Genomic DNA, 25,799 nt, shown 5'->3' on the forward strand with positions numbered 1-25,799 from the left:
GTTAGCCCTGGGGCAGTTGCAGTGTGACGGCGCCGGGGTGTTGTTTGATCAGCGAGTACGGCAGGATCGACCAGTCGGGTGAATCGCAGGCTCGCTCTACGCGCGCGAAGTACGCTCCGATGTACAAACCTTTTTCAGTGAAGTGCCAGTTGGAATAGCTCCAGTTGTCTTCATTGGTGAAGTCGCAACTGTCTTCATCTCCCTCCGCTGGTTTCTTCATTTCATCCGGGTACAGCGCGGTGAGTTGTTTGATCAGCCACGGCATAAATACTTCGCGTTGATACTTGGAGCGAGCGGCATCTTCGGCCTCGGTCAACGGCTGGTCACCGCCTCGGTAACGGTCGGCGTGAAGGATTGGTTGGCCCTCGCCCACCCAAAGCACATCTTCGAGCGACAACGGGTGGCCGGTTTTCACATCGATGTTCAGCGGCGAATCGCCGAAGTCCGGGTGTGCGCCGCCGCAGTCATAGCTGGTGGAGATGTTCAGGCTGATCACACTGGGCGAGATAAACGTCGGGGCGACGTCCTGGAGGAATTCGGCGTAACCGCGGCCGCGCAACTGGCAACCGTAGTAACTGATGGCCTCGTCCCACAGGCGCCCGAGTAACTGCTGGTTAACCCGTTGCAGATCTTCTTTTGGCAACCCGGACTCGATGCTGAACATGGTCATCTTGGTGTCAGGCTCTTCCCACCATTGCAGGGTGTAGCCCATGAAGTCCTGCTTTTTACCGGTTTTGAGTTTCAGGCCCTGAAGCCGCAGATATTCGTAAGGCTCGGTCTTGGGCAACTTGGCGATGTAAGGCAGTGCATTCGCCGGCACTTCGGGAAGCGGCGTATCGGTGACCAGTACGGGCAGCTTTTTGCCTTTTGGGTTTTGCCATTCGCCCTTCCAACCGCCATCTATCTGTTGCAGTTTCAGCGTCGGTAACGGTTTGCCCGGTTCCATACGATCGCTGCCCTCTGTGAGCAGCAAGACGTCATTTTTATAGGTGCCGTTAAGCTCTAGATCGCGGTGAAATTTCTCATAGAAGTAGCGACCGGTGACTTGCTCCGGGTCACTGGTATCGACTTCGAACACGATCGGCATTTTGCCCAACGTGCCGGTGAATACCAGTCGGTTATCTTCGGCGTGCGCGGTGGACAGCATTGAGAACAGCACAGCGGCACACGGCGCCAGGCGCATCAGTCCCTTGAGCATTGATCGTTCCTTGAAAGAGGCGGAGGCCGCGCCGGCATTGTAGGGTCAGCGCAGGTAAATTCGGTGCGGATTATGGCGGGGTTGTGGTCAGGAATCGAGGTTCTGTTTGCACTTCGACTCAGGGCAATTGCAACGGGACGCCGCCGGGGTGCTGTTTGACTATGTCATAGGGCAGCACGCCCCACTCGACGACGCCGCACACCGCGGCGGCATGTGAGTACGACGGCAGGAAGGTGATGCCTTTTGCGCCGAAGTACCACGATGGGAATTGCCAGGGTTGCTGCTCGTCGTATCCGCAGTCGTCTTCGCCTTCGGCGATGACGGTCATTTGTTTGGGATGGAGCTCCAACAACTGCTTGAGGAGCCATGGGGCGAATTCTGTGGAGCGATAGTTGTAGTAGTTCTCCGAGGCCTTGGCCGATGCGTCTTCGTAGCCTGCCAGAAAGTGAAAGGGCTTGCCCTGCCCCACCCACAACACCTCCTCAAGGGTCAGCAACTTACCTGTCTGGCTATCAAAGTTGAGCGATTCAACATCTTCATTCGGGTGCGCGGCGCCCTGACAGTAAAACTCGTTAGTTAGGCGCACGCTCATCACTGTCGGTGTTATCCACAGCGGTTGGCTGGATTGCGAAAAACCACCTGGGCAGCCGTAGTATCCCGCCACATATCCCCACAAACGCGCCATCAACTGTTGATTGATGCGCTCCCGCGCTTGCGGTGAATAACCTGACACGACCTCGAACAGCGAGACTCCCGACTCCGCCTCGCGCCACCCTTGCAGCGTGTAGCCCATGAAGGTTTCGGTTTTACCCTTTGTAAGTTGCAGACCTTGCAGCCGCAGGTACTCGTAGGGGAATTTGTCATGCAGGTTGGCGAGATAGGGCAAGGCACCGGCGGGAACATCGGGAAGCGTAGCGGGCTGCAACTCGACTTTCAGGACTTTCCCGGCCGGGTTGCTCCACTCGCCGCTCCAGCCGTTGAGTTTTGGCTGCAAGCGCAGCGTCGGGCGCGAATCGCCTTCCATCACAGCGCCTTCGACCATCACTAATGCGTCGCCCTCTCTGCTGATGTCCAGTGCGAGGTCGGTGCGGTACTTTTTGTAGAAGTAACGGCCCTGGTTGTAACGGGTGTCGATTTCCATAACGATCGCGGCTTTGCCCAGGGTGCCGGTGTACACCTGCTTGCTGTCGTCGGCCCCTGCCCGGCTCGGGAGCACCAAACCGACGAGCAGCAAAATGGCGGAGATTCGTAACAATCCGCGATACATCATTTCATCCTTGAGTTGACTGGGCGTGTGCCCGGTGGAAGCGTTGCGGATTATGTCGACGTTGCGCGGGGGAATCGAGCGCCTTCGCTTTCAGCTCAAGCACATGCTGATCATCACCATCAGCAACAACCCGATGTACACACGCGCATGCACTTGATCCGGAATCCGCCCAATCCACGGCGTGGCCAGTCGAATCCCCAGCAACGATCCCACCGTCAGCAGCGCAAATGCCAGCAAATCCACGTACCCGACAAACCACGCGCCCAACTCGGCCTGACTGAACCCGGCAAGCGCCATGTACGTCAGCGTTCCAGCCAACGCCACTGGCACGCTCAGCGGATTGGCCATGGACGTCGCTTGCGACATGCTCAAGCCACAACGGCGCAACAGCGGCACGGTCATGACGCTTCCTCCTACGCCGAGAAACGTCGCGATGGCGCCAATGCCTACACCGCCGCCAGACGTTTCCACGGCGCCCAGTCGCCGAGGGATTACGCCTTCGACCTGGGTGAGAAACCCGCGTCTGAGCACGCAGTCGACAATGGTCACGCCGAGGTAGACGATGAACGCGTAGCGAATCACCTCGCCACTGACCCACACCGCCGCTATCGCGCCGACCACTGAGCCCACTGCAATAAACCCACCCAACGGCCACAGGTAAACGCGGAGGAGATTGCCGGCGCGGCGATGTTTGTCGGTAGCGATCAGCGCGTTGACGATCATTACGCAGGTCGAGGTGGCGACGGCAATGTGCATCGCCGATTGGCCGACCGGGTCGTCGGCGCCGTGGCTGGCGGTGAGCAGGCGATAGAGCAGCGGCACGACGACGAAGCCGCCGCCGAAGCCGAACAGCACAGCGGTGATGCCGGTCAGGCAACCGAAGCATGTGAGCAAGAGGTAGAACATTTCGCGGCGTCCTTAACGGGGAGGCTCACGAAGATAGAGCGGCATGGCTTGGCCTGCTTCAGCAAGTCAGCCAATAATGTTTGCGTTTACGCCAACCGTTGGAAATCGCTCGATGCGCAATGTTTCGATCAATCTGCTGGATGACACGCCGCGCGCAGTGGTGGCGATCGGTACGGATTATTCCTACGGTCATCTGCTACCGCGTCATACACATCGACGGGCGCAATTGCTCTACGGCGCGACCGGGGTGATGCAGGTCAGCACCCATGACGGCAACTGGGTGGTGCCGCCGCAGCGGGCGGTGTGGATTCCGCCGGGCGTCGCGCATGAGGTGTTGATGCTCGGGGTGAGCACGCGCAGCGTGTACATCGAACCGGGTGCGGTGGAGTTGGGCGAACGTTGCCAGGTGATCAATGTGTCGCCACTGCTGCGGCATTTGTTGCTGGAGGCGGTGGAGTTGCCGTTGGCTTACGACGAGGCGGGCCGCGATGGTGTGTTGATCGATTTGCTCCTGCATGAACTGGCGCGCAGTGCGCCCCTGCCTTTGCACATTCCACTGCCGGCTGACGGAAAACTGCTCGCGCTCTGTCAGAGTTTTCTGCATCAACCCAATGCGCATCAAACACCGCAAGAGTGGGCGGATCAGTTGCACGTAAGCTTGCGCACCTTCAATCGACTCTTCCGCCAACAGACCGGGCTGAATTTCAGCCAGTGGCGCCAGCGCGCCTGCGTGGTACTCGCGCTGGCACGGCTGGCAGCGGGCGAAGCCGTGACGCGGATTGCACTGGACTTCGGTTATGAGAGCCCAGCGGCGTTCTCGACGATGTTTCGGCGGGTGTTGGGGCAGGCACCGTCCGTCTGGTTGGAGCCGCCAAATTAGGGCAAATCAAAAAATGCGTTTGATCCCGGTCGAAAACAACTGTACAAAAACACAGTACATTTTCCATCAGCACTCTTGAGCCCGGAGCACACCATGGCCTCTCTTGCGATGAATCACATCCTCGAACGCATTGCCCTTTTCCAGTTCACCCCGACGCACTGCCTCCAGGCCCGAGCAATGCTGGGCTGGAGCGTGGATCAGCTGTCGCGGGAGGCCGAGGTTTCGGCGGAAGACATTCAACGGTTTGAAGCGCAGCAAGAGGTGGCGGACGCGGCGCGTCTGGCGCTGGCGTATCGGTTTGAATCGCAGGGGTTGGTGTTCTTTCCCGGGTTTGCGCCGGGGCGAAGTGCGAGTCTGAACGCGATGGCTGCGGAAACAGCGGGGCGTGGGGATTATGCGATGGCTGATTGAAAGGACAAGTTGATCTTTATTCCCAAATAGGTATATTTTCGCATGAGTGCAAGGAAGCCGCTCTTGTGGGTTTGCAGTAGCAAGAAAGATCTCAAGCAGATGCCCACAGACGTACAGGATGTTTTTGGTTATGCACTGGACTTGGCCCAAAGTGGCCTGAAGCACCCAGATGCAAAACCCTTGAAAGGGTTCGGAGACGCGGGTGTACTGGAGTTGATTGGAGACTTCGACACCAACATTTACGCGCCATTTACACGGTTCGTTTCGGCAGTGCGATTTAAGTTTTGCACTGTTTTTAGAAGAGGTCGACAAGCGGAATTAAAACCGCTCAATCCGACAGCGATCTGATCCGAGGCAGACGTCGAGCCGCTCAGGATCACGCGAAAGGATCAGAAAATGATAGAAATTGAAGAAGGCAGCGGCAACGTCTACCAAGACCTCGAATTGCCCAATGCCAGTGAAATGCAGGTCAAGTCGCAACTCGCGGCAAAGATCGGCGAGATCATCAAGGCACGCCATCTCACTCAGATTCAGGCCTCTGAAATTCTAGGGCTATCTCAGCCGAAACTTTCCGAAATGCTGCGAGGAAAATTTCGAGGCATCAGTGAGGCCAAAATGATGGAATGTCTTTCACATCTTGGGCGAGACGTGCAGATCGTCGTGAAGTCAGCCCCCCGATCAAGGAAAGAGGGGCGTATTGAGGTTGTATTCGCCTAACACGAACACTCGTCAGGCGTTCTGCACCACCGCCCCACTCTCCCCTTCAACCGCCAGCCACCAGGCATCCCCGCGTTGTGGTTGAGCGATGTTGAACGCTTCCCCCATCTGCGGCGTGGTGATGGAAACGCTGCGTTCCCAAGCCAGCGCCAGAATCCGGTCAAACGGTTCATGCCAGGCATGCATCGCCAGGTCGAACGTGCCGTTGTGGATCGGAAACAACCACCTTCCTTTAAGGTCGATGTGCGCTTGCAGGGTTTCTTCGGGCTGCATGTGCACGTGCGGCCATTCGACGTTGTAGGCGCCGGTTTCCATCAGGGTCAGGTCGAAAGGTCCGTACTGTTCGCCGATGCGTTTGAAGCCGTCGAAGTAACCGCTGTCACCGCTGAAGAAGATTCGCGTATCGCCGTCGACCATCACCCACGACGCCCACAACGTGCTGTTGCCGTCGAACAGGCCGCGGCCGGAGAAGTGCTGCGACGGTGTGGCGACAAAGCGTATGCCGGCGATTTCGGTGCCCTGCCACCAGTCGTACTGGCGCACTTTGCTGGCGTCGATGCCCCATTTGATCAGCGTATCGCCAACCCCCAGCGGGGTCAGGAAGTAGTTGGTTTTGGCGGCCAACTGCAACACAGCCTGATAGTCGAGGTGATCGTAGTGGTTGTGCGACAGGATCACCGCTTCGATCGGCGGTAGTTGGTCGATGCTGATCGGCGGCTGGTGAAAGCGTTTCGGCCCAGCCCACTGCACCGGAGAGGCGCGCTCGGCGAAGACCGGGTCGGTGATGAAGAACTTGTCGCGCATTTTCAGCAGCAGGGTCGAGTGACCGAGACGATAGATGCTGTGGTTCGGCGCTGCCAGCAAGTCCTCATGGGTCAAGGCCTGTACCGGAATCGCTGCGGCTGGACGGGTATCGCGCGGTTTATGGAAGATCATGTTCCACATGATGCGCAGCATTTTGCGCAGACCTTCGCGCTGCACCGGCGCATGGTTACGGAACAGTCCTTGATCCTGCCGCGAGGCTTCAGGTGTGGAAGCGGAATTTGAGTTGGCCATGTCTGAGTGACTCCAGAAAAACCGCGCAATTCACGGCTTTCCACGCTGGGACGATGAATGGCCATGGCTGCACGCAGTGGCCGAACGTTCTGTTTTTTTAAGTTGCGAGGATTAACGCAACATTACACTGCTCGGTGTAGTTTCTAGGTTGCATCAAAGTAGATGACAAGTAAACTGCCAAGTGTAATTTCCACTTTTCTCTGCCGAAGCGTACTTATGACAGCTCCACAGCGACTCACCGAGCGAAAACGCGAAGCGATCATTCAAGCGGCGATTGCCGAATTCCGTGCCAACGGTTTCGAAATCACCAGCATGGACAAGATCGCAGCCACTGCCGGCGTGTCGAAGCGCACGGTGTACAACCACTTCCCGAGCAAGGAGGAGTTGTTCGCCGAAATCCTCAATCAATTGTGGGCGCGGATCAGCGCAGAGATGACCGCGGTCTATTGCCCAGACCAGCCACTGCGCGAGCAGTTGCAGCAGATGTTGCTCGCCAAGTTGCAGATGATGGCCGACGACAACTTCATGGGCCTGGCACGCGTGGCAATTGCCGCAACTATCCATTCCCCGGAGCGCGCGCAGAACATGGTGGCGCGCATGGGCGAACGCGAGGAAGGTTTGACCGTGTGGATCAGAGCCGCGCAGGCAGACGGCCGACTCAAACCCGTGGATCCCGAGTTCGCCGCCCAGCAAGTGCAGGGGTTACTGAAGTCCTTCGCGTTCTGGCCGCAGATCTCCATGGGCCAACCGCCGCTCGATGCCCAGACGCAAAGCACCGTCGTGGAGTCGGCGTTGGACATGTTCCTGAACTGCTACCAGCTCTAAATCGCCGCTCTCCTGCGCGAACCCGCGATTAAATGGCTCGGAAGGACACTGATTATTCCCGTTGGAATAAATGACAATGTCCGACAATTGACCGACGAACGGTCAGCCTGAGAAAAATACTGCAAAGTGTTTCAGGATGAATTTCGCGCAGGGCATCATGGAAAACCAACGCGGCAAAGGCTTGTCATTCGCCAGACGCATTTACCTGCCACGGGTCATTGGTCTGGGCATCGGCTTTTTCAGCGTCGGCGCGGCGCTGTACCCACTGACCATGCCGAGCTGGATCTGGGCATTGCTGCTGTTCAACGGTTTCGCCTGGCCGCATCTGGCTTATCAGATCTCCACTCGCGCAGCGTTCCCTTATCAGGCCGAGCGCCGCAATCTGTTGTATGACTCGCTGTGCGGTGGCTTCTGGGCCGCGTGCTCCCAGTTCAATCCGCTGACCACCGTGACCATCCTGTCGATGATGACCATGAACAACGTCGCCGCCGGTGGCCATCGTTTGTTCGTGTTGGGCGCCCTCGCCCAGCTCGCCGGGGTGCTGTTGGGCTGGGCGATCTTCGGTTTCAAATTCACTCTGATCACCACGCAAGCGCAAGTCTGGGCCTGCCTGCCCATGCTGACGTTGTATCCGCTGGCGTTGGGCATGGTCTGTTATCGCTTGGCGATCAAACTCGCCCAACACAAACGCGCGCTCAGCACGCTCAGCCGGACCGACAGCCTGACCGGCCTGCTCAACCACGGTGCATGGAAAGACCTGCTGCACCTGAAATTTCAGCAGTGCCGCCAGCACAACAGCCAAGCCACACTGGCATTGATCGACATCGATCATTTCAAGGTGATCAACGACAGCTACGGACATATCGTCGGCGATGCCGCACTGCAACAGTTGAGCAAAGAACTCAAAAGCCTGCTGGATGAATACGAGCTGGCCGGGCGCTACGGTGGCGATGAGTTCTGCGTGATCCTGCCGACCCTGCCACTGAGCAAGGCCGAAATGCTGATGGAGCAACTGCGTGAGACCTTGCAACAATATCGCCATCCGCAGGTGCCCGAGTTGCGAGTGAGCCTGAGTATCGGTTTGGCGCGGTATCAAAATGCGTACAAGGATGCGCTCGACTGGCTGGACGATGCCGACAAAGCGCTCTACACCGCCAAACACACGGGTCGCAACACCGTCAGCGTAGCCCTTGGCCGACCCGAGACCGACAACACTAGCGCCTGAAAACTTATACAAAACTGCGACAGACCGCCTTCTTGTACAACTTTATGAAGTTTTGTATAAGTATCCGGCTGTCAGTCAAGGAACGCTGGCATTGAGCAGTCACCGCCGAATGCCGTCCGTGTATTCGGCCTGCCAGCGCGGGAATAAGGACTGAATCCTTGACCTTCCCTACTTCCAGAGTACTGCGAGCATGTTTTTCAACCGCCACAAGTCGGCTCTCGACGATCTGCAACACAAACTCACTGAACAATCCGGCCTGCTCGACGCGATCAATCGCTCGATGGCGGTGATTGAATTCGACCTTGAAGGCGTGGTGTTGCGCGCCAACGACAACTTCTTCAAGACCATGGGTTATGCGCCCGAACAGGTGATCGGTCAGCCGCACCGGCACTTCTGCACGCCGGAATTTGGTCGCAGCGCTCAGTACCGCGAGTTGTGGTCACGTCTGAAAAACGGTCAGTTCCAGTCCGGCACGTTTGAACGGGTCAACAGCAAGGGTCAGCCGATCTGGCTGGAAGCCAGTTACAACCCGATCAAGGATGACGCGGGACGTGTGGTGAAAGTGGTCAAGTACGCCATGGACGTAACCGCCAAGGTGCAGCAGGAAAGTGAGGCAAACGCCAAGTTGCAGGCTATCGACCGCGCGATGGCGGTGATCGAGTTCAACCTTGACGGCAGTATTCTCACAGCCAATCAGAATTTTCTGACACGCATGGGTTACACCCTCGCCGAACTCAAAGGTAAACATCACCGTTTGTTCTGCACGCAGGCGGTGGTCAACAGCAGCGCCTATGAGGACTTCTGGCGGCGCTTGAACCAGGGTGAATTCTTCCAGGGGCAATTTGAACGCGTGGATAAACACGGGCAAACAGTGTGGCTGGAGGCCAATTACAACCCGGTGTACGACGCCGCCGGCCGCTTGTGCAAAGTGGTTAAATTCGCATCTGACGTCACCGCCCGTGTCGTGCAGCATGAGCAGGATGCGCGCAGTGCCAGCGCGGCTTATCACATTTCGGTGGCGACCCGAAAAGTCGCCGAGCAAGGTACTGAGGTGATTCAGCAAGCTGCCAGCGAAATGCGCGAAATTGCTCAGGACATTGCCGAATCTTCAACATTGATCGCGCAATTGGGTGAACGCTCCGAACAGATCACTGCCATCGTCAACACCATCCGCGCGATTGCCGATCAGACCAATCTGCTGGCACTGAATGCGGCGATTGAAGCGGCACGAGCCGGTGAACAAGGGCGCGGTTTTGCCGTGGTCGCCGATGAAGTGCGGCAACTGGCGGCGCGCACCAGCGGTTCGACTGCGGAGATTTCCAGCATGATCGGTTTGATTCAGAGCGAAACGCGTCAGGCGATCAAGAGCATGGACGTCACTCGAGACCGAGCGGCCGACGGCGTGGAATTGGCGAATCAGGCCGGGACGGTGATTTTGCAGATTCGCGACGGCGCCAGTGAAGCGGTGCAGGCGGTGAGCATGTTTGCCAATGAGCGCGTGTAGACGCGTTTGAATCGAGGCGCGGCCTTCGCGGGCAAGCCTTGCTCCTACAGATTTTGTGGCAGCAAGGCTTGCCCGCGAAAAGGCCATAAACCCCGGCGCAGGGCTATAGTCATGCAACGTCCCAAGCCCCGCCGAGTGCATCATGACCACAGAAAAACCCGCAACACCTGAAACCACTCCCGTCGATCATCTGCGCTTCCATCGCCCCCACGCCCACCTCAACACAACCTTCGGCAACGACACCTTCGCGCTGCGTGCCGAGGCTTTTGCGCGATTCTTCGGCACGCCGACCTTTCTTGGCGCGCAAACCCTGATCGTGTTGCTGTGGGTTTGCCTCAACGTGTTTGGCGTGACGACGTTCGACGTTTACCCGTTCATTCTTTTAAACCTCGCCTTCAGCCTGCAATCGGCTTACGCCGCGCCGCTGATTCTGCTGGCGCAAACCCGCCAGGCTGCACGGGACAAGGCGCAATCGGATGCCGATGCGCAGCACCGTGAAGCCTTGGCCGTGGCCAACACTGAGCGGCAGGCGCAGGCCGCAAAGAACACCGCGCAACTGCTTGAGTTGCTGGAGCAGAACACTCGCCTCACCGAAATGACCAAGAGCCTGACCGAGCGCATCGAGAGCCTGACCAGCGAAATGCATCAGCACATGAACAAGAACCCGCGCGACTGATCACGGCAAACGCAATGCCCGGCCGAGCTCATCGAACAGCGTAACCACCGAGCGCAATGCCCGGCAATCCGGGCGCGTCAGCAGCCACAGCGCGGTGTCGTAACCCTGCAAAGGCTCGCTCAGGGCTTGCAGATCGTCGGTGATGAGAAAATCCGGCAATGCCGCGACCCCCAGTCCGGCGCGCACCAGTTCGGTGACTGACAGCATGCTGTTGCAGCGATAACTCGGTGTGACACCCGGCAACTGCTGACGGCGCCAGGCGATGGTCGGGTGATCAGGTAGAAAGTCGTCCGGGGCGATCCAGGTCAGTGCTGACAAATCCGCCGCGTCGACGCCTTGCAGATAGCGCGCACTGGCGCAGACCCGGTAGGAAATCTTCGCCAATTGCCGTCCGACCAGATGTTCCGGCGGTGTACGCGTCAAGCGCAGGGCGATGTCGGCATCGCGACGGCTGAGGTTGGCGAAATCGTTGGAGGTGCTCAGTTCGATGTTCAGCGCCGGGTAGTTCGGCATGAACTGCGCCAGCGCTGGCAGCAACAAACCTTGCAGCACCGAATCGGTACAGGTCAGGCGCACTGTGCCGCTGACCACTTCCCCGCCCTGCTCCACACCGATTCGCGCAGCGTCGAGCGCCTGTTCAGCGCGTTCGGCCTGCTCGGCAAGGGTTTGTGCGAGTGTGGTCGGCAAATAACCGGCGCGGCTTTTTTCGAACAACTGCTGGCCGAGAGCGGCTTCAAGACGACGCACCGCGCGAAACACCGTCGACACGTCTACTTTCAATAGCTGCGCAGCGCGGGCCAGAGACCCGCCGCGCACGAGGGCGAGGATCAGGGCCAGGTCCGGGAAGTCGAGCTGATAGTGCGCTGGTGCATTGATCAATTGGGGAAACGCCAATATTGAGTGCGTGAACGCCAATCTATAGTGAGCCCCGGCAACCGACAACTGCGCCACAAAAGCACTTCGTCTTACTCAAGAAAAGGAAATCCCATGGACGCTGTTTCCATCGCCCTGATCGGCGACTACGACCCGCAAGTGACTGCCCACCAGGCCATCCCGATTGCCCTTGGCCTGGTGACCGAACACCTTGGCCAGACGGTGCAGTTCGAATGGCTGGCCACTGAGCAGATCCACGCTGACACACCGCTACAACGCTTCGACGGTTTCTGGTGCGTGCCGGCCAGCCCTTACAAAAGCGAAGACGGTGCACTGCGCGCCATCCGCTTTGCCCGCGAACAACAGCGCCCTTTCCTAGGCACCTGCGGCGGCTTTCAACATGCGGTGCTGGAATATTCCCGCAACGTGCTGGGTTGGGCCGATGCCGAACACGGCGAAACATCGCCAGATTCAGATCGCGCCGTGTTGACGCCGCTGACCTGTTCACTGGTCGAAGCGGTGGACAGCATTGATTTGCTGCCCGGCTCGTTGATCGCCAAGGCGTACGAAACGTCGCAGATTCGTGAAGGCTATCGCTGCCGCTACGGTGTGAATCCGCAGTTCGAAGGTGATCTCTTCAACAATCGGCTACACGAAGTGGGTCACGATTCAGCCGGGGATTTGCGCGCAATCGAATTGAAGGATCACCGGTTTTTCGTCGCCACACTGTTCCAACCGGAGCGCGCAGCCCTCAAGGGGCAGATGCCGCCGCTGGTGCGGGCGTTTATCGAAGCCTGTGCGGAGTCGCGTTGATGAAAGCAACCACGGAGTGTTTCGCAGTAATTTTCACCTCGACCCGTACCGAGGGTGATAACGGATATGCCGCAGCGGCGGAACGCATGGGCGAACTGGTGCGCGAACAGCCTGGGTTTCTCGGTGTCGATTCGATTCGCGGGGAGGATGGCGTTGGCATCACCGTGTCGTATTGGCAGAGCGAAGCAGCGATTCTGGCGTGGCGGCAGCATCCTGAGCATCGGCTGATCCAAGCGCGCGGGCGCGAGATCTGGTATTCGGCGTTTCATACGCGGGTGTGCAAGGTTGAGCGGGAGTATCGGTTTGGGCAGTGAGCAGGCTGTGTAATCAATGGCCTCATCGCTGGCAAGCCAGCTCCCACAGGGTATTGCGTAGCTCTGAAGATCACGCTGTACCTGTGGGAGCTGGCTTGCCAGCGATGGGGCCAGAAGCTTCACCGCAAAATCCTCAGCCCCGCACCAGACTCCGCACCGCGACAATCTCCGGCACTTCAACCTTTTGCAGGTAAACCCGCAACGGCTCGGTGATGTTGATGCGCTCATCAATGTGCTGGTCCAGCAGCAACTGAATCAGCTCGCGTTTCAACGTCATCGTCGTATCCGAAACCCGTGCCCAGACGAATTCACTGGCGGGAATAATGCCGTCGTCGGCCACGTCCATGCCGAACGAGTCTTCGCTGAAACGCACGATGTATTGACCGGTCTTGCGGTTGAGGCCGACAAAACCCTTGAGGTCGTCGGCCGCCTGGCAGATGAGTTGGGAGGTGATGCGCATGGTAAACCTCACGAAAAATGATCGATGGTTTACACGCAGGGCAACGGAGCGGCGCGCCCTCTGCCGGGACGTCTGCCGAGGGCAAGCGTACTGCAAACGGCACCACAAAAGTGCAGGAAAAATCGCTTTTAATACGTTTATGTCGGTCTGGCGATAGCAAGCAATCGATTCAGTTGTTAAAAGGTACGTCTTTGAAAATGCCCTGCGAAAGGATCTCGAACATGCCCGCCACTTTCACCAAAAGCGCCCTCATGCTGAGCCTGTTGCTCGGTCTCGGTCAGGCTCACGCCGCCGATGTCGACGCGCTGGCCGCCGCTCACGGCATTCCGCACCCGGCGGTGATCGCCCACCGTGGCGCGTCGTTCGACGCACCGGAATCCACCGCCGCGTCCTACAAACTGGCCCGCGACCTCGGCGCCGACTACCTGGAAATGGACCTGCAACGCAGCAAGGACGGCGTGCTGTTCGCCCTGCACGATAACAACCTGCAACGCACCACCGACGTCGCGAGCAAGTTCCCGGATCGCAAGGACAGCCCGGCCAACGCTTTCACCATGGCCGAACTGAAAACCCTCGACGCCGGCAGTTGGTACAACAAGGCCTATCCGGATCGCGCTCGCGCGTCCTACGCCGGGCTGAAAATCCTCACCCTCGATGAAATCATCGACATCGCCCAGGCCAATGCGCAGCACAAGCCTGGCTTGTACATTGAGACCAAAGAGCCGCAGCTGTTCCCCGGCATCGAGAAAGACCTCAAGGAAAAACTGCAGGATCGCGGCTGGCTGAGCCCGGCCGGCTCGAAACTGGCGAAAAGCGAGCTGGGTGTCGGTCAAGGCAAAGGCAAAGTGATCCTGCAGACGTTCGAGAAAAACAGCCTCGAACTGCTGCAAAAGGAAATGCCGCAAGTGCCGAAAATCCTCTTGCTGTGGGTTGGCGAAGGCAGCATCGAGCCGAAATCCAAGGTGACTTTTGCCGAGTCGGGCGAGAAGGACAAAAATGCGTTCTACGGCAAGCAGGAGCCGAAGTCCGAAGCCGAATTCAAGCAGTGGATCGACTACGCCAAGGCGCAGGGTGCCATCGGTACCGGACCTTCGGCGAAGCTGAGCCATGGCGGCGATCAGAGCTATTCGGATCTGGTACAGCCGTGGATGAACAAGTACACCCACGATCAGGGCCTGCTGGTACACGTTTACACGGTCGATGAGCCGGTGGACTTCGAGAAGGTCATGGCGGCCGGCGTCGACGGCATCTTCACCAACCGCGCCAGCGAACTGTTGAAGTTCTATAAACGCCCGGCGGCCGCCAGTGTCGATCAGCTGTTGAAGAACAACGGTTACTGAGTGACCACCCACACCGAGTGGACAGGCCGCCTCTGGCTGGGGCACGACTATGGCCTGATCCACGGCGTGTCGGGGCGCACGGCGCCCCATTCTCACTATGCTCACCAAATCATTCTTGCCCCCGAGCGACCGGTGACGGTGTTGCTCGATGGCGAAACCCTCAGCGCCTCGCAGCTGTTGATAGCCTCAAACGTGCGCCATGCAATCGTTGAAGCGCCGGATCCGCTGTTTACCGTTTATGCCGAACCGTTGCTGTTTGCCGCGCACACGTTGCGTGATGCGCTGTTTAACACCGAACTGACGTTGCCTGCACTTGATCTGGCGATACGCCAATGCCCGCGTCGCTCGCGCAGTGATCCGCGCATCGAGCGTGCGCTGGCCGCGGTGGAGGCTTCGCTGAGCGATAAAGTCGCCGCCCGCGCCGTCGCCGATACAGCGAATTTATCCTTGAGCCAGTTGCAGCGACTGTTGGTCAGCCAGGTCGGTTTGCCAGTGCGCAGGCTGGTGTTGTGGCGACGTCTGCGCATGGCGATGGCCTCTATTCTGGCGGGCGACCCGGTGACATCCGCCGCGCACAACGCAGGATTCGCCGATTCGGCGCACTTCTCACGCAGTCTGAAAAAACTCTTCGGCGTCACCGCGCGCCAAGCCTTGCAACACATCGACCTGAAACTGCTCGACTGAGTCAGCGGCGCAGCGCATCAGGCACTTTCGGCTCACGGCTCAATGCCACCGACTCGAACGGATCAAGCAATTGCGCCACATAGTCGCGGGGAAAATCCGGGCGGCTGCCAATCCCCAGATCGCCTTGGCCGATGCGGTAATCCTCGGTATAGAACGCAGTCCCCAGCAGCCAATCCCACACGGTGAAGAACAAACCGAAATTGACGTCACCGGCGCGCCCGTACTTCATGTGATGGAAGCGATGCAGCGGTGCCCAGGCGAAAATCCAGCGCAGGAAACCGGGGCGCATGTCGACATTGGAATGCTGCAACAGTAACTGGATGGCGATGGCGAACGCCAACAACGAGGCGACCTGCAATGGAATGCCCAGCACCAGCAATGGCAGCAGCCCCGCCGATGCTTCCAGTAATTGATGCAACGGATGCTTCATCAAACCGTTGAAGCCGTACAGGCGTTCAACACTGTGATGCACCGCATGCAAACGCCACAGCCACGGCACGCGATGACTGGCGTAATGCATCAGGCTGATGCCCGCATCGGCAATCAACATCGCCAGCCCCAGTTGCAGCCATAACGGCCAGCCCGTTGGCCGCACACCGTCAATCGCCAACAGAGCGACCAACCCCGGCAATGCGAGCAATCCCAATGCGCTCAACGCTTCGTTGATCAGCGCATGCAAGATGTCGCGCTGACGATCACCCGCCGCACGGTTCCAGCACACCTCATAGGGCAATGCCCATTCAGCCGCGAATGACACGGCCAATGCCGCAAGAAACAACGGCAACAGCCACACGGTTGAAAGATTGGCCAGCCACACACCGCCGCCTATGAAACCGCCCCAGAACAGCGGCGCGTACAACCTGGCAAACATACGTTTCATCTGCACCTCCTTTGATCGAAGGCACAGCATGAGAGGTTGCGATGTGGGGCAATTGAACAAACGACGCAATCGACCAGGATGTTTTTAAGGGTGAGTTAAGTTGCGCTGATTAACCTGAACTCACTCAAACAGCACACCGCTTAGATAAACACCAAAAGGATTGAACCGATGAAAACCTTGACTGCCCTGTTTACCGCCGCTGCCCTGACCCTCACCGCTGGCCTGGCCCAAGCTGACGTACGCGTCGACCAGATCCCTGAGCTGGTCAAGTCCGGCAAGATCAAGTCGCTGGAATCAATGAACGCCGAAGCTCTGAGACTGCATCCGGGCGCGACCATCACTGACACGGATCTGGATAACCACTTCAACGGTTACGAGTACGAAGTTGAATTGAAAACCGCTGATGGCAAAGAATTCGACGTCGACTTCGACGCCGCCACCGGCAAGGTGCTGAGCAACAAGCAAGACACCTGATAGCGCGAATATGAGAAGCCGCACGATGAGAAATCGTGCGGCTTTTTTGCGTTCGGCTTTTGAAATTTGGTGTCAGTGAGATTTTCTCCCCCTCACCCCAGCACTCTCCCCCAGGGGGCGAGGGGGAAAGGGAGCAAATCGGGGGTTTTCAAAGCCTGAGTGCGGCTCGAAATTTCAGGTCGGCGTAGCTCGAATATCCACCGCAGTCAGTCCCCTCGCCCTCCGGGAGAGGGCTGGGGTGAGGGGAATCGGCATCACGCCGAGGTGCTGACCAGCGAGCCGGAGGTGCTGCTGTCGGAATCCTGCAACGCCTGCAGCAACGCCGCCGTCGCCGTTTGCAGCGAGGCCGAAGTGGCCGTTACCTGCGATTGCGCGGCAGCCACTTCGGTCGCCTTGGCGTCAGAACTTTCCTGTTTCGCCTGGGCCGCTTGCAACGCCTGCTGTTGTTCCTGCAATTGCTTTTGCAACTCGGCAATCTGCTTGCGCAGTTCTTTCACCGTGTCCGACTCGTCGCTGCTGCTGGAACTGCTGTCGCCAGCCGGCGCTGCGCCGCCGGCCGCTTTCGGTGCATCGCTGGCGGCGCCGGTGCCAGCGACTGCGCTGGTGGAGTTTTCTTCAGCGGTGTCGCTGACTGCGGCTTTGCTGGTCGAGGCAGCGACGGGCTGAGTGATCGAAACGGATGTGATGCTGACCATGGGAAGGCTCCAATGCCGGTTATAGATAACCGGTCATCGTCGGTGCTCAGCTCAACTTGAGATCGACTGTGTAGCGACTCGGTATCCGAATCGGTACACAGTCAAAGGGTCACGCGCTCAGGCGTGCAGTGACTTCGTTCAGTTGTCCCGACAAGCCATGCAGGTTCTGGCTGGCGCTTTCGGTGCGCTGGACGTTATCGAGGTTAGTGCTGGCGATCGAAGTGATTTCGGTCAGGTTGCGCGAAATGTCCTCGGCCACCGACGTCTGCTCTTCAGCCGCCGTGGCGATCTGACGGTTCATGTCGCGAATCGCTTCAACCGCATGGGTGATGCGCTCCAGCATCGCCCCGGCCTGAGTCACTTGCTCGACGCTTTCGTCGCTACGGGTCTGGCCGCTGTCGATGGCCTGGGCCGCGTCCACCGCGCCGGTCTGCACGCTCTGGATGATCTGATTGATCTCGATGATCGACTCAGCCGTGCGCTGTGCGAGGTTGCGGACTTCATCGGCAACCACGGCAAAACCACGCCCGGCCTCACCCGCCCGCGCCGCTTCAATCGCCGCGTTCAACGCCAGCAGGTTGGTCTGCTCGGCGATGCCGCGAATCACTTCCAGCACTTTGCCGATGCGGCCGCTGTCGGCTTCCAGACGACGGATGACCGTGGCGGTGTTGGCGATCTCGCCGCGCATCTGGGTGATGCTGTGAATGGTGCTTTGCATGACCTTTTCACCCTGCTGGGCAGACTGGTCGGCGTCGTCGGCCGCACGCGCCGCATCGGCTGCGTGACGCGCCACCTCCTGAGCAGTGGCAGACATTTCGTTCATCGCCGTGGCCACTTGGTCGGTGCGGTTGAACTGCTCGTTGGTGCCGCCGGCCATGGTCGTGGCGATGGCATTCAACTCGCCACTGGCGCTGTCCAGATCGCTGGCGCTGCGTTGCAGTTGAGTGAAGGTGTCGGCGAGAAAATCGCGCAGGGTATTGGCCGCCGCAGCAAGATTGCCCAACTCATCCTGACGGTCGCTGACCACGCGTTCGGCGAGTTTGCCGCGGCTCAACCGGGTGACGTAATCAATCAGTTTACGGATCGGCTCGACCAGATTGCGGTTGACCAGCCACAGACTCAACAGGCCGATCAACAGACCCGACGCGAGCATCACCAGAATGCCCAGCAACACTGTGTGATCAGCTTCGGCACTGATCTGCGCCGATTGCTCGGTGCCCTGCTTGCGCAGCTCGGCCACCAGTTCGCTCATCTGATCGCTGGTTGCCCGGTCGACGCCTTTGACGGCAACGTCGCCCGCCGTCGGATCAGCACCGGCTGCGACATAGGCATCTCGGCCCCTTTGGTAAGCAGCGCCGAGTTGGCGATGCTCGTCACGCAGACGCTCGATGCGGGTTTTCAGGCTCGGTTCGATGCCTTTCTGGCCGGCCAGTTCGCCGAGAATATTTTGCACATCACGCTGACGGTCTTCGAACTGGCCCCAATACTTGGCCAGGTCTGCCGGTTGCTTGCCGCGCAGCAAAACGTTTTTCCATTCCTGTACCTGCACCTTGAATTGCAGGTTGGCCTCATCGATCAGTTGCGAAGTGTGCAACGGGCCCGCGATCAACTGGCTGTAACTTTGCACACCGTTGGACAGGAAGTGGAAGCAGGCCAGCGCGATCAACAGCATCGCCAGCAGACTGCCGCTCAGCAGGGCGAGAATTTGCGCTCTCAAGGATTTTTGCAGCATCGCAGGTACTCATGACAGGGATGAGGCACGCCCGATAAGGCGTGGAATTTTGCCGGACATCCATGTCGGCGAGCCTTGGCTCATGGCCAAAGGCGCGCAACGTAACCTAAGCGTGATCGGCGTACCAGAGCGCTTCTTGAAGAAAATCCGACTGTCGGTAAGCCGCTGATTTGACGTCATTTTGCTGTCACACAAACGTCATGTGACATTGCGAAGATGCGGCTCAGGTGAACCTGACAATCCCGCGCCAGACGCCCTCCTCGCAGCGAGCTTTCATGAACCACAGCCTCGACATCAGTCATCGCGATCCTGATCTGTTTGGCCTGCTTTACGGCTTTCGTTTTCTGCCCGGCGAACGCGGCCGCGAAGTCGATTCGGCGACCGCGTTGCGCTGCCTGCAAGACGACAGCGACAGCGGCGAATTCCTCTGGCTGCACCTGAACCTGGCTCACGCCGCGTGCGAACGCTGGATGAAAAGCCATCTGCAATTGCCTGAGGAGTTTTTCGAGGCGCTGCACGAAGGTTCGCGGTCGACGCGCATCGAGCACGTCGACTCGGCGTTGCTGGCGGTGGTCAACGACGTAGTGTTCAACCTCAGCAGCATGGTCTCGTCAGACGTGTCGACGCTGTGGGTCTGCGTGCGCAGCAAACTGATCGTTAGCGCGCGCCTGCAACCGTTGCACTCGGTGGACAAATTGCGCTCATCGGTGAAGGCTGGCGAACGCTTTCGCTCGCCCTCGGAACTGCTCGTGCACCTGCTGCGCGATCAGGGCGAAGTGCTCACGCAAATCGTGCGCAAGACCAGCCTGAGCGTCGATCAGGTCGAAGATGAATTGCTCTCCTCGCGGCTGTCGACCAACCGCGCCGAACTCGGTGCCAACCGCCGCGTGCTGGTGCGTTTGCAACGACTGTTGGCGCTGGAGCCGGGGTCGTTGTTGCGCCTGCTCAACCGGCCGCCGCCATGGTTGCAGAAGGAGGACGTCAAGGAGCTGCGCAAATCCACTGAGGAGTTTGCGCTGATCATCAACGACCTGACGGCCCTCGGCGAGCGGATCAAACTGTTGCAGGAGGAGATCGCCGCCAACCTCAACGAACAGAGCAACCGCACGCTGTTTACCTTGACGGTAGTGACGGTGCTGGCGCTGCCGATCAACATCATTGCCGGTTTTTTCGGGATGAATGTCGGGGGCGTGCCGTTGTCGCAGGACCCGGAAGGCTTCTGGATATTGGTCGCGCTGGTGGCGACGTTCACCGTGATTGCCGGGCGCTGGGCTTTCCGCAAAAGAGGCGATTACTGACCTTGCCCACCACAGAACCATTGGGCTGACAGAAATTCTGTGGCGAGGGGATTTATCCCCGTTCGGCTGCGCAGCAGTCGTAAATCCAGTGCACGCGGTTGGGCAGATACGCCGAGGTGAATGGTTTTTGGGGCTGCTTCGCAACCCAGCGGGGATAAATCCCCTCGCCACAAAGAGCTCACCTCGGTGGGCGCGGTTGGGCAGATAGACCGAGGTGAATGGTTTTGGGGCTGCTTTGCAACCCAGCGGGGATAAATCCCCTCGCCACACAGAGCTCACCTCGGTGGGCGCGGTTGGGCAGGAAGGCTTCTGGATATTGGTCGCGCTGGTGGCGACGTTCACCGTGATTGCCGGGCGCTGGGCGTTCCGCAAAAGAGGCGATTACTGACCCTTGCCCACCACAGAACCATTGGGCTGACAGAAATTCTGTGGCGAGGGGATTTATCCCCGTTCGGCTGCGCAGCAGTCGTAAATCCAGTGCACGCGGTTGGGCAGATACACCGAGGTGAATGGTTTTTGGGGCTGCTTTGCAACCCAGCGGGGATAAATCCCCTCGCCACACAGAGCTCACCTCGGTGGGCGCGGTTGGGCAGGAAGGCTTCTGGATATTGGTCGCGCTGGTGGCGACGTTCACCGTGATTGCCGGGCGCTGGGCGTTCCGCAAAAGAGGCGATTACTGACCCTTGCCCACCACAGATCCATTGAGGTGACAGAAATTCTGTGGCGAGGGGATTTATCCCCGTTCGGCTGCGCAGCAGTCGTAAATCCGGTGAATGCGGTTGAGCAGATACACCGAGGTGGGGGTTTTTGGGGCTGCTTCGCAACCCAGCGGGGATGAATCCCCTCGCCACGAAGAGCTCACCTCGGTGGGCGCGGTTGAGCAGATACACCGAGGTGAAGGTTTTTGGGGCTGCTTCGCAACCCAGCGGGGATAAATCCCCTCGCCACAAAGAGCTCACCTCGGTGGGCGCGGTTGGGCAGGAAGGCTTCTGGATATTGGTCGCGCTGGTGGCGACGTTCACCGTGATTGCCGGGCGCTGGGCGTTCCGCAAAAGAGGCGATTACTGACCTTGCCCACCACAGATCCATTGAGGTGCCAGAAATTCTGTGGCGAGGGGATTTATCCCCGTTCGGCTGCGCAGCAGTCGTAAATCCGGTGAATGCGGTTGAGCAGATACACCGAGGTGAAGGTTTTTGGGGCTGCTTCGCAACCCAGCGGGGATAAATCCCCTCGCCACACAGAGCTCACCTTAGATCACCGTCCCCTCCTGAGCTTAGGGATGGGGTCAACAGATCAGTGGTCGGGCTAATCCGCCAAACACTGATCTATCGCAGTCTCTCTGTAACATTCTGCAACGATCATGGGCGGCACTCCTTCCCTCGCTCAGGATTGTCCTCCCATGGCTACTCCCTCCCTGACCGCCAGCCCCGCGTCCGCCGCCAGCGGCAGGCCTGCCCTCGACAAGAAAACCGGCCCGTTCACCTACGTGATCTTTTTCGCCGTGCTGGCGATGGGGATGCTGTTCACCGCCTACAGCCTGATGCACGACATGCACGAACTCGGCACCGTGGTCACCACCTGGACGCCGTTTCTGCTGCTCGGCGTGGCGCTGTTGATTGCACTGGGTTTCGAGTTCGTCAACGGTTTCCACGACACCGCCAACGCCGTAGCGACGGTGATTTACACCCACTCGCTGCCGCCAAATGTCGCGGTGGTGTGGTCGGGCTTTTTCAACTTCCTCGGCGTGCTGCTGTCGAGCGGCGCGGTAGCGTTCGGCATCATCGCCTTGCTGCCCGTGGAGCTGATTCTGCAGGTGGGCTCGTCCGCCGGTTTCGCCATGATTTTCGCCCTGCTGATCGCCGCGATTCTGTGGAACCTCGGCACCTGGTGGCTGGGCTTGCCGGCCTCGTCATCACACACTTTGATCGGCTCGATCATCGGTGTCGGCGTGGCCAATGCCTTGATGCACGGCCGCGACGGTACCAGCGGTGTCGACTGGGCGCAGGCGACCAAGATCGGTTATGCGTTGCTGTTGTCGCCGCTGGTGGGTTTCGGTTGCGCCGCGTTGCTGCTGCTGGCCTTGCGCGCGTTCGTGAAGAATCGCTCGCTGTACAAAGCCCCTGAAGGCAACGCCCCGCCGCCATGGTGGATTCGCGGTTTGCTGATCCTGACCTGCACCGGTGTATCGTTCGCCCACGGCTCCAACGACGGCCAGAAAGGCATGGGCCTGATCATGCTGATCCTGGTCGGTACCTTGCCGATGGCTTATGCGCTGAACCGGACCATGCCGGAAGAACAATCCCTGCAGTTCGCCGCCGTGGCGCAAGTCACTCAGCAAGCGCTGGTAAAAAACGCACCGCTGCCGGCGCCGGCCGACCCACGGGCGACCCTTTCCGATTACGTGCGTAGCAAGGAGGCCACGCCGCAATTGATTCCCGCCCTCGCCGCCCTCACCGGGCACATCGGCGAAGAGGTCAAAGGCTACGGCTCGTTGGCGAAAGTCCCGGCTGAAGCCATGGGCAACGTGCGTAACGACATGTACCTGGCCAGCGAAAGTATTCGCTTGATGGACAAGAACAAGGTCGGCAACTTCGATGCGGATACCGCTGGCAAGCTGCAACTGTTCAAGCAGCAGATCGACAACGCCACGCGGTTTATTCCGCTGTGGGTGAAGATCGCCGTGGCCATTGCGCTCGGGCTGGGCACCATGGTCGGCTGGAAGCGCATCGTGGTCACGGTCGGCGAAAAAATCGGCAAGACCCACCTGACTTACGCTCAGGGCGCGTCCGCAGAAACCGTGGCAATGCTGACCATTGGCGCCGCGGACATGTTTGGTTTGCCGGTGTCGACGACGCATGTGTTGTCCTCGGGTGTGGCCGGGACCATGGTCGCCAACGGTGGCGGGTTGCAGATGAGGACCATCCGCAATCTGTTGATGGCGTGGGTGCTGACACTGCCAGCCGCCATCCTGTTGTCAGGCAGCCTCTACTGGCTGTTCACACAAATCTTCTGACCCCTGTAGGAGAGCTGCCGCAGGCTGCGATCTTTTGATCTTGTTGTTCAAACGCAAGATCAAAAGATCGCAGCCTGCGGCAGCTCCTACCGGTAGCCGTAATAGAGAGAGATCCGGCGAGGTTTGAGTCCAGGTTGTGGTCAGAGGGTTGAGCGGATGACATCGCCGAGCCAATCCATGAACACGCGCACTCGCAGCGGCAAATGTCGCTGCCGCGCATACAACAATGAAATGCCCATCGCTGGGGCGGTGAATTGCGGCAACACCGTTACCAGTTCGCCGTTGTCCAGATGCGGCTGCATGCCGGTGCGTGGCACCTGGGTCAGCCCGAAGCCGCCCAGACACGCCGACTCGTAGGCATCGGTGCTGTTGACCGTCACGCTGCCAGCCATCGGCAAGCGTTTGACCTGACCGCCCTCCTCGTACACAAACCCTTCCGAACGCGAACCCAGTACGCCGACGTAATGCACCAATCGATGCTGCGCCAGATCCTCCAGAGTCTGCGGCACGCCGTAGCGTTCGAGATACGCAGGGCTCGCGCAGTTGATCATCGAGAAGTCGCCGAGGTGCCGCGCGACCACCGATTGATCAGGCTGCGCGCCGATCCGCACCACGCAGTCGAACCCCTCGCTGAGCAAATCGACGCGGCGGTCGGTGCTGCTGATTTCCAGCTCGAGGTTCGGGTGACGATCCATGAACTGCGGCAGGCGCGGCAGGATCAGGCGCCGCGCGAGAATGTTTGGCAGGTCGACACGAATGCGCCCGGTCAGCGAGGCTTCGTCCTGGCGAAACAATCCTTCGATCTCGTCCATGTGCGACAGCAAGTCCTTGCTGCGTTCGTACAACACCAGACCATCCTGCGTCGCCTGCACCTTGCGCGTGGTGCGCTGCAACAGGCGCGTGCCGAGTAACGCCTCCAGCGCTTGCACATGCTCGGACACGGTCGAGCGCGGCAAGCCGAGGCTCTCACCGGCAAGGGTGAAACTCGACAATTCGCTGACCCGGACGAAGGTTCGCAGCAGTTCCAGTTTGTTCATGGGCTCACCCTCGATTGTTCGCCAGATCCGACCAGTGATTCCGATTTCAGTCTGTTTATCACCTCCCGGCGGATAAATAAACTGAACCCATCACCACCACTCAGCGCAATCGAGGAAGCCTCATGAACCGCAAAATCGCATTGATCACCGGCGCCAGCCGTGGCCTGGGCAAAAACGCCGCCCTGCACCTCGCCGCGCAAGGCGTCGACATCATCGGCACCTACCACAGCCGCGCCGATGAAGCCCAGGCACTGGTAAGCGAAATCGAAGCACTCGGTGGTAAAGCCGTGATGCTGCAACTGGATGTCGGCCGCAGCGAAAGCTTTGCTGCGTTCGGCACACACGTCGAAAAGGCGCTGCAACACTTCGATCGTCAGCGCTTCGATTTTCTGATCAACAACGCTGGGGTCGGTTTGCACGTGAGTTTCGCCGAAACCACCGTGGAGCAATTCGACCTGCTGATGAACGTGCATTTCAAAGGGCCGTTCTTCCTGACTCAGCAACTGCTGCCGCTGATCAACGATGGCGGGCGCATCATCAATATCTCCAGCGGCCTCGCGCGTTTCACCCTCCCGGGCGCCAGTGCTTATGCGGCGATGAAAGGCGCGATTGAAGTACTCACTCGTTATCAGGCAAAAGAGCTGGGCGCGCGACAGATTGCCGTGAATACCCTGGCGCCAGGTGCGATCGAAACCGACTTTGGCGGCGGCACCGTGCGCGACAACGCGGCGGTGAACGCCATGGTCGCCGAAAACACCGCGCTGGGCCGTGCCGGGCAGCCGGATGACATTGGCGGAGCATTGGCGCTGCTGCTGTCACCGGGTGCGCAATGGATCAATGGCCAACGCGTCGAAGCCTCCGGCGGGATGTTTCTCTAAATCTGACACCGCCCCATGTGGCGAGGGGATTTATCCCCGTTGGGGTGCGCAGCGCCCCCCTCTTTTGATCCAGAAAAGATGGGCTTGCTGCGCAGTCCAACGGGGATAAATCCCCTCGCCACAACTTGCATTCCAGCATTAGACCGTACGGGCCATCAGCAAGCGTTCGCGCAGCACGTCATAGCCCCAGTGATACACGTAGGTGTACGGCAGGAAGAACAGCAGCACGCCGATATCCAGCAAGAATGCCTGCCACAGACTGACCGACAACCACCACGCAATCAGGGGCACGCCCATCACGATCAAACCACCCTCAAACAGTAGCGCGTGGACCACCCGCACCCAGGCGTTGTGGCCGATATTCAGGCGTTTGAGCATGCGGTCAAAGAAGCCGTTGAACACGACGTTCCACGCCAGTGCCAACAACGCGATCAGCAGCGTCACCGCGCCCATGTCGAGCAGCGACTTCTTCATGATCCACGCCAGCAACGGCGTGCAGATCAGGATCGCCAGCAGCTCGAAGCCGACGGCCTGGAAAATACGTTCAGTGATGGATTTGTTAGCCGTCATGGCCTGACTCCTTGAGTGAAGATGGTTGCCATGTTCCGGCATCGCTCCGATACTTCATAACCAATAACCATC

General features: G+C 59.1%; 27 protein-coding genes. 16 read left to right on the forward strand and 11 right to left on the reverse strand.

All coding sequences use genetic code 11. The features are described 5' to 3' along the window. Position 1: 1 nt before the first annotated feature. The 3 genes from JFT81_RS16655 to JFT81_RS16665 all read right to left on the reverse strand — a co-directional run bounded on the left by JFT81_RS16655 (position 2) and on the right by JFT81_RS16665 (position 3,371). Entirely contained in the window at positions 2–1,198 is a 1,197-nt protein-coding gene (locus JFT81_RS16655) for a hypothetical protein (protein ID WP_201228168.1), read from the reverse strand. 118 nt (positions 1,199–1,316) lie between these two features. Further along, positions 1,317–2,465 (reverse strand): hypothetical protein, encoded by a 1,149-nt coding sequence (locus JFT81_RS16660; protein ID WP_201228169.1) that lies wholly within the window; start codon positions 2,463–2,465, stop codon positions 1,317–1,319. Between the two features lie 90 nt (positions 2,466–2,555). Further along, positions 2,556–3,371 carry a sulfite exporter TauE/SafE family protein gene (locus JFT81_RS16665; RefSeq protein ID WP_201228170.1) on the reverse strand — a complete coding sequence of 272 codons (816 nt, stop codon included), beginning with the start codon at positions 3,369–3,371 and terminating at the stop codon, positions 2,556–2,558. 112 nt (positions 3,372–3,483) lie between these two features. Between JFT81_RS16665 and JFT81_RS16670 the strand changes: the two genes are divergently transcribed. The 4 genes from JFT81_RS16670 to JFT81_RS16680 all read left to right on the forward strand — a co-directional run bounded on the left by JFT81_RS16670 (position 3,484) and on the right by JFT81_RS16680 (position 5,379). Then, positions 3,484–4,251 (forward strand): helix-turn-helix transcriptional regulator, encoded by a 768-nt coding sequence (locus JFT81_RS16670; protein ID WP_201228171.1) that lies wholly within the window; start codon positions 3,484–3,486, stop codon positions 4,249–4,251. Between the two features lie 93 nt (positions 4,252–4,344). Continuing rightward, the gene (locus tag JFT81_RS16675) at positions 4,345–4,662 is read left to right on the forward strand and encodes an XRE family transcriptional regulator (RefSeq protein WP_201228172.1); all 318 of its coding nucleotides are present in this window, start codon (positions 4,345–4,347) and stop codon (positions 4,660–4,662) included. A 99-nt stretch (positions 4,663–4,761) separates the two neighbouring features. Continuing rightward, positions 4,762–5,010: a type II toxin-antitoxin system RelE/ParE family toxin gene (locus tag JFT81_RS29465; protein ID WP_242485631.1), complete on the forward strand. Its 249-nt coding sequence runs from the start codon at positions 4,762–4,764 to the stop codon at positions 5,008–5,010. 48 nt (positions 5,011–5,058) lie between these two features. Continuing rightward, positions 5,059–5,379 carry a helix-turn-helix transcriptional regulator gene (locus tag JFT81_RS16680; RefSeq protein ID WP_047295878.1) on the forward strand — a complete coding sequence of 107 codons (321 nt, stop codon included), beginning with the start codon at positions 5,059–5,061 and terminating at the stop codon, positions 5,377–5,379. Between the two features lie 12 nt (positions 5,380–5,391). On the opposite strand, the gene JFT81_RS16685 is transcribed toward JFT81_RS16680, so the two are convergent. Beyond that, a complete protein-coding gene (locus JFT81_RS16685) occupies positions 5,392–6,435 on the reverse strand; it encodes an MBL fold metallo-hydrolase (protein WP_201228173.1) in 1,044 nt (347 codons plus the stop codon). Positions 6,436–6,651: 216 nt separating this feature from the next. Between JFT81_RS16685 and JFT81_RS16690 the strand changes: the two genes are divergently transcribed. The 4 genes from JFT81_RS16690 to JFT81_RS16705 all read left to right on the forward strand — a co-directional run bounded on the left by JFT81_RS16690 (position 6,652) and on the right by JFT81_RS16705 (position 10,665). Continuing rightward, the gene (locus tag JFT81_RS16690) at positions 6,652–7,260 is read left to right on the forward strand and encodes a TetR/AcrR family transcriptional regulator (RefSeq protein ID WP_201228174.1); all 609 of its coding nucleotides are present in this window, start codon (positions 6,652–6,654) and stop codon (positions 7,258–7,260) included. A gap of 157 nt (positions 7,261–7,417) precedes the next feature. Further along, a complete protein-coding gene (locus JFT81_RS16695; RefSeq protein WP_201230572.1) occupies positions 7,418–8,485 on the forward strand; it encodes a diguanylate cyclase in 1,068 nt (355 codons plus the stop codon). 190 nt (positions 8,486–8,675) lie between these two features. Continuing rightward, a complete protein-coding gene (locus tag JFT81_RS16700) occupies positions 8,676–9,989 on the forward strand; it encodes a PAS domain-containing methyl-accepting chemotaxis protein (RefSeq protein ID WP_201228175.1) in 1,314 nt (437 codons plus the stop codon). Between the two features lie 142 nt (positions 9,990–10,131). After that, positions 10,132–10,665 (forward strand): DUF1003 domain-containing protein, encoded by a 534-nt coding sequence (locus tag JFT81_RS16705; RefSeq protein WP_201228176.1) that lies wholly within the window; start codon positions 10,132–10,134, stop codon positions 10,663–10,665. Here the strand turns inward: JFT81_RS16705 and JFT81_RS16710 are convergent, their stop codons facing one another. Beyond that, positions 10,666–11,607 carry a LysR family transcriptional regulator gene (locus JFT81_RS16710; RefSeq protein WP_201230573.1) on the reverse strand — a complete coding sequence of 314 codons (942 nt, stop codon included), beginning with the start codon at positions 11,605–11,607 and terminating at the stop codon, positions 10,666–10,668. A gap of 45 nt (positions 11,608–11,652) precedes the next feature. Between JFT81_RS16710 and JFT81_RS16715 the strand changes: the two genes are divergently transcribed. Both JFT81_RS16715 and JFT81_RS16720 read left to right on the forward strand, forming a co-directional pair. Further along, positions 11,653–12,351 carry a CTP synthase gene (locus JFT81_RS16715; RefSeq protein ID WP_201228177.1) on the forward strand — a complete coding sequence of 233 codons (699 nt, stop codon included), beginning with the start codon at positions 11,653–11,655 and terminating at the stop codon, positions 12,349–12,351. Then, entirely contained in the window at positions 12,351–12,665 is a 315-nt protein-coding gene (locus tag JFT81_RS16720; protein ID WP_201228178.1) for an antibiotic biosynthesis monooxygenase, read from the forward strand. Before JFT81_RS16715 ends, JFT81_RS16720 begins: the two co-directional genes overlap by 1 nt. 133 nt (positions 12,666–12,798) lie before the next feature. Here JFT81_RS16720 and JFT81_RS16725 read toward each other — a convergent pair whose 3' ends face one another. Beyond that, on the reverse strand, positions 12,799–13,125 hold the full coding sequence (locus JFT81_RS16725; RefSeq protein ID WP_201228179.1) for a DUF2025 family protein: 327 nt from the start codon (positions 13,123–13,125) through the stop codon (positions 12,799–12,801). Positions 13,126–13,346: 221 nt separating this feature from the next. Here JFT81_RS16725 and JFT81_RS16730 point away from each other — a divergent pair, with 221 nt between their 5' ends. Next, positions 13,347–14,465: a glycerophosphodiester phosphodiesterase gene (locus JFT81_RS16730; RefSeq protein WP_201228180.1), complete on the forward strand. Its 1,119-nt coding sequence runs from the start codon at positions 13,347–13,349 to the stop codon at positions 14,463–14,465. After that, a complete protein-coding gene (locus tag JFT81_RS16735; RefSeq protein WP_201228181.1) occupies positions 14,466–15,149 on the forward strand; it encodes a helix-turn-helix domain-containing protein in 684 nt (227 codons plus the stop codon). 1 nt (position 15,150) lies between these two features. On the opposite strand, the gene JFT81_RS16740 is transcribed toward JFT81_RS16735, so the two are convergent. After that, positions 15,151–16,029: a sterol desaturase family protein gene (locus JFT81_RS16740; RefSeq protein WP_201228182.1), complete on the reverse strand. Its 879-nt coding sequence runs from the start codon at positions 16,027–16,029 to the stop codon at positions 15,151–15,153. A 168-nt stretch (positions 16,030–16,197) separates the two neighbouring features. On the opposite strand from JFT81_RS16740, the gene JFT81_RS16745 reads away from it, so the two are divergent. Further along, a complete protein-coding gene (locus tag JFT81_RS16745) occupies positions 16,198–16,503 on the forward strand; it encodes a PepSY domain-containing protein (RefSeq protein WP_201228183.1) in 306 nt (101 codons plus the stop codon). Between the two features lie 254 nt (positions 16,504–16,757). Here JFT81_RS16745 and JFT81_RS16750 read toward each other — a convergent pair whose 3' ends face one another. Next, positions 16,758–17,198, reverse strand: coding sequence for a hypothetical protein (locus JFT81_RS16750; RefSeq protein WP_201228184.1), 441 nt, complete (start codon positions 17,196–17,198; stop codon positions 16,758–16,760). 109 nt (positions 17,199–17,307) lie between these two features. Next, positions 17,308–18,930, reverse strand: a complete 1,623-nt coding sequence (locus JFT81_RS16755; protein WP_201228185.1) for a methyl-accepting chemotaxis protein — start codon at positions 18,928–18,930, stop codon at positions 17,308–17,310. 275 nt (positions 18,931–19,205) lie between these two features. On the opposite strand from JFT81_RS16755, the gene JFT81_RS16760 reads away from it, so the two are divergent. Further along, entirely contained in the window at positions 19,206–20,228 is a 1,023-nt protein-coding gene (locus JFT81_RS16760; RefSeq protein WP_095121237.1) for a transporter, read from the forward strand. A gap of 1,400 nt (positions 20,229–21,628) precedes the next feature. After that, the gene (locus tag JFT81_RS16765; protein ID WP_201228186.1) at positions 21,629–23,242 is read left to right on the forward strand and encodes an inorganic phosphate transporter; all 1,614 of its coding nucleotides are present in this window, start codon (positions 21,629–21,631) and stop codon (positions 23,240–23,242) included. A gap of 140 nt (positions 23,243–23,382) precedes the next feature. Here the strand turns inward: JFT81_RS16765 and JFT81_RS16770 are convergent, their stop codons facing one another. Then, complete coding sequence (locus JFT81_RS16770) at positions 23,383–24,279, reverse strand: LysR family transcriptional regulator (protein WP_201206019.1); 897 nt, start codon at positions 24,277–24,279, stop codon at positions 23,383–23,385. 122 nt (positions 24,280–24,401) lie between these two features. Between JFT81_RS16770 and JFT81_RS16775 the strand changes: the two genes are divergently transcribed. Beyond that, the gene (locus JFT81_RS16775; RefSeq protein WP_201206021.1) at positions 24,402–25,157 is read left to right on the forward strand and encodes an SDR family oxidoreductase; all 756 of its coding nucleotides are present in this window, start codon (positions 24,402–24,404) and stop codon (positions 25,155–25,157) included. Positions 25,158–25,295: 138 nt separating this feature from the next. On the opposite strand, the gene JFT81_RS16780 is transcribed toward JFT81_RS16775, so the two are convergent. After that, positions 25,296–25,727: a multidrug/biocide efflux PACE transporter gene (locus tag JFT81_RS16780; RefSeq protein WP_201228187.1), complete on the reverse strand. Its 432-nt coding sequence runs from the start codon at positions 25,725–25,727 to the stop codon at positions 25,296–25,298. Positions 25,728–25,799: the final 72 nt, after the last annotated feature.

It is taken from the genome of Pseudomonas sp. TH43, from assembly GCF_016650635.1.
Lineage (GTDB): Bacteria > Pseudomonadota > Gammaproteobacteria > Pseudomonadales > Pseudomonadaceae > Aquipseudomonas.

Excerpts from the sequence above, each read along its gene's own strand:
- JFT81_RS16655 (WP_201228168.1), bottom strand. The coding sequence starts at position 1,198 with ATGCTCAAGGGACTGATGCGCCTGGCGCCGTGTGCCGCTGTGCTGTTC.
- JFT81_RS16660 (WP_201228169.1), bottom strand. The coding sequence starts at position 2,465 with ATGTATCGCGGATTGTTACGAATCTCCGCCATTTTGCTGCTCGTCGGT.
- JFT81_RS16665 (WP_201228170.1), bottom strand. The coding sequence starts at position 3,371 with ATGTTCTACCTCTTGCTCACATGCTTCGGTTGCCTGACCGGCATCACC.
- JFT81_RS16670 (WP_201228171.1), top strand. The coding sequence starts at position 3,484 with ATGCGCAATGTTTCGATCAATCTGCTGGATGACACGCCGCGCGCAGTG.
- JFT81_RS16675 (WP_201228172.1), top strand. The coding sequence starts at position 4,345 with ATGGCCTCTCTTGCGATGAATCACATCCTCGAACGCATTGCCCTTTTC.
- JFT81_RS29465 (WP_242485631.1), top strand. The coding sequence starts at position 4,762 with ATGCCCACAGACGTACAGGATGTTTTTGGTTATGCACTGGACTTGGCC.
- JFT81_RS16680 (WP_047295878.1), top strand. The coding sequence starts at position 5,059 with ATGATAGAAATTGAAGAAGGCAGCGGCAACGTCTACCAAGACCTCGAA.
- JFT81_RS16685 (WP_201228173.1), bottom strand. The coding sequence starts at position 6,435 with ATGGCCAACTCAAATTCCGCTTCCACACCTGAAGCCTCGCGGCAGGAT.
- JFT81_RS16690 (WP_201228174.1), top strand. The coding sequence starts at position 6,652 with ATGACAGCTCCACAGCGACTCACCGAGCGAAAACGCGAAGCGATCATT.
- JFT81_RS16695 (WP_201230572.1), top strand. The coding sequence starts at position 7,418 with ATGGAAAACCAACGCGGCAAAGGCTTGTCATTCGCCAGACGCATTTAC.
- JFT81_RS16700 (WP_201228175.1), top strand. The coding sequence starts at position 8,676 with ATGTTTTTCAACCGCCACAAGTCGGCTCTCGACGATCTGCAACACAAA.
- JFT81_RS16705 (WP_201228176.1), top strand. The coding sequence starts at position 10,132 with ATGACCACAGAAAAACCCGCAACACCTGAAACCACTCCCGTCGATCAT.
- JFT81_RS16715 (WP_201228177.1), top strand. The coding sequence starts at position 11,653 with ATGGACGCTGTTTCCATCGCCCTGATCGGCGACTACGACCCGCAAGTG.
- JFT81_RS16720 (WP_201228178.1), top strand. The coding sequence starts at position 12,351 with ATGAAAGCAACCACGGAGTGTTTCGCAGTAATTTTCACCTCGACCCGT.
- JFT81_RS16725 (WP_201228179.1), bottom strand. The coding sequence starts at position 13,125 with ATGCGCATCACCTCCCAACTCATCTGCCAGGCGGCCGACGACCTCAAG.
- JFT81_RS16730 (WP_201228180.1), top strand. The coding sequence starts at position 13,347 with ATGCCCGCCACTTTCACCAAAAGCGCCCTCATGCTGAGCCTGTTGCTC.
- JFT81_RS16740 (WP_201228182.1), bottom strand. The coding sequence starts at position 16,029 with ATGAAACGTATGTTTGCCAGGTTGTACGCGCCGCTGTTCTGGGGCGGT.
- JFT81_RS16745 (WP_201228183.1), top strand. The coding sequence starts at position 16,198 with ATGAAAACCTTGACTGCCCTGTTTACCGCCGCTGCCCTGACCCTCACC.
- JFT81_RS16750 (WP_201228184.1), bottom strand. The coding sequence starts at position 17,198 with ATGGTCAGCATCACATCCGTTTCGATCACTCAGCCCGTCGCTGCCTCG.
- JFT81_RS16755 (WP_201228185.1), bottom strand. The coding sequence starts at position 18,930 with ATGCTGCAAAAATCCTTGAGAGCGCAAATTCTCGCCCTGCTGAGCGGC.
- JFT81_RS16760 (WP_095121237.1), top strand. The coding sequence starts at position 19,206 with ATGAACCACAGCCTCGACATCAGTCATCGCGATCCTGATCTGTTTGGC.
- JFT81_RS16765 (WP_201228186.1), top strand. The coding sequence starts at position 21,629 with ATGGCTACTCCCTCCCTGACCGCCAGCCCCGCGTCCGCCGCCAGCGGC.
- JFT81_RS16770 (WP_201206019.1), bottom strand. The coding sequence starts at position 24,279 with ATGAACAAACTGGAACTGCTGCGAACCTTCGTCCGGGTCAGCGAATTG.
- JFT81_RS16775 (WP_201206021.1), top strand. The coding sequence starts at position 24,402 with ATGAACCGCAAAATCGCATTGATCACCGGCGCCAGCCGTGGCCTGGGC.
- JFT81_RS16780 (WP_201228187.1), bottom strand. The coding sequence starts at position 25,727 with ATGACGGCTAACAAATCCATCACTGAACGTATTTTCCAGGCCGTCGGC.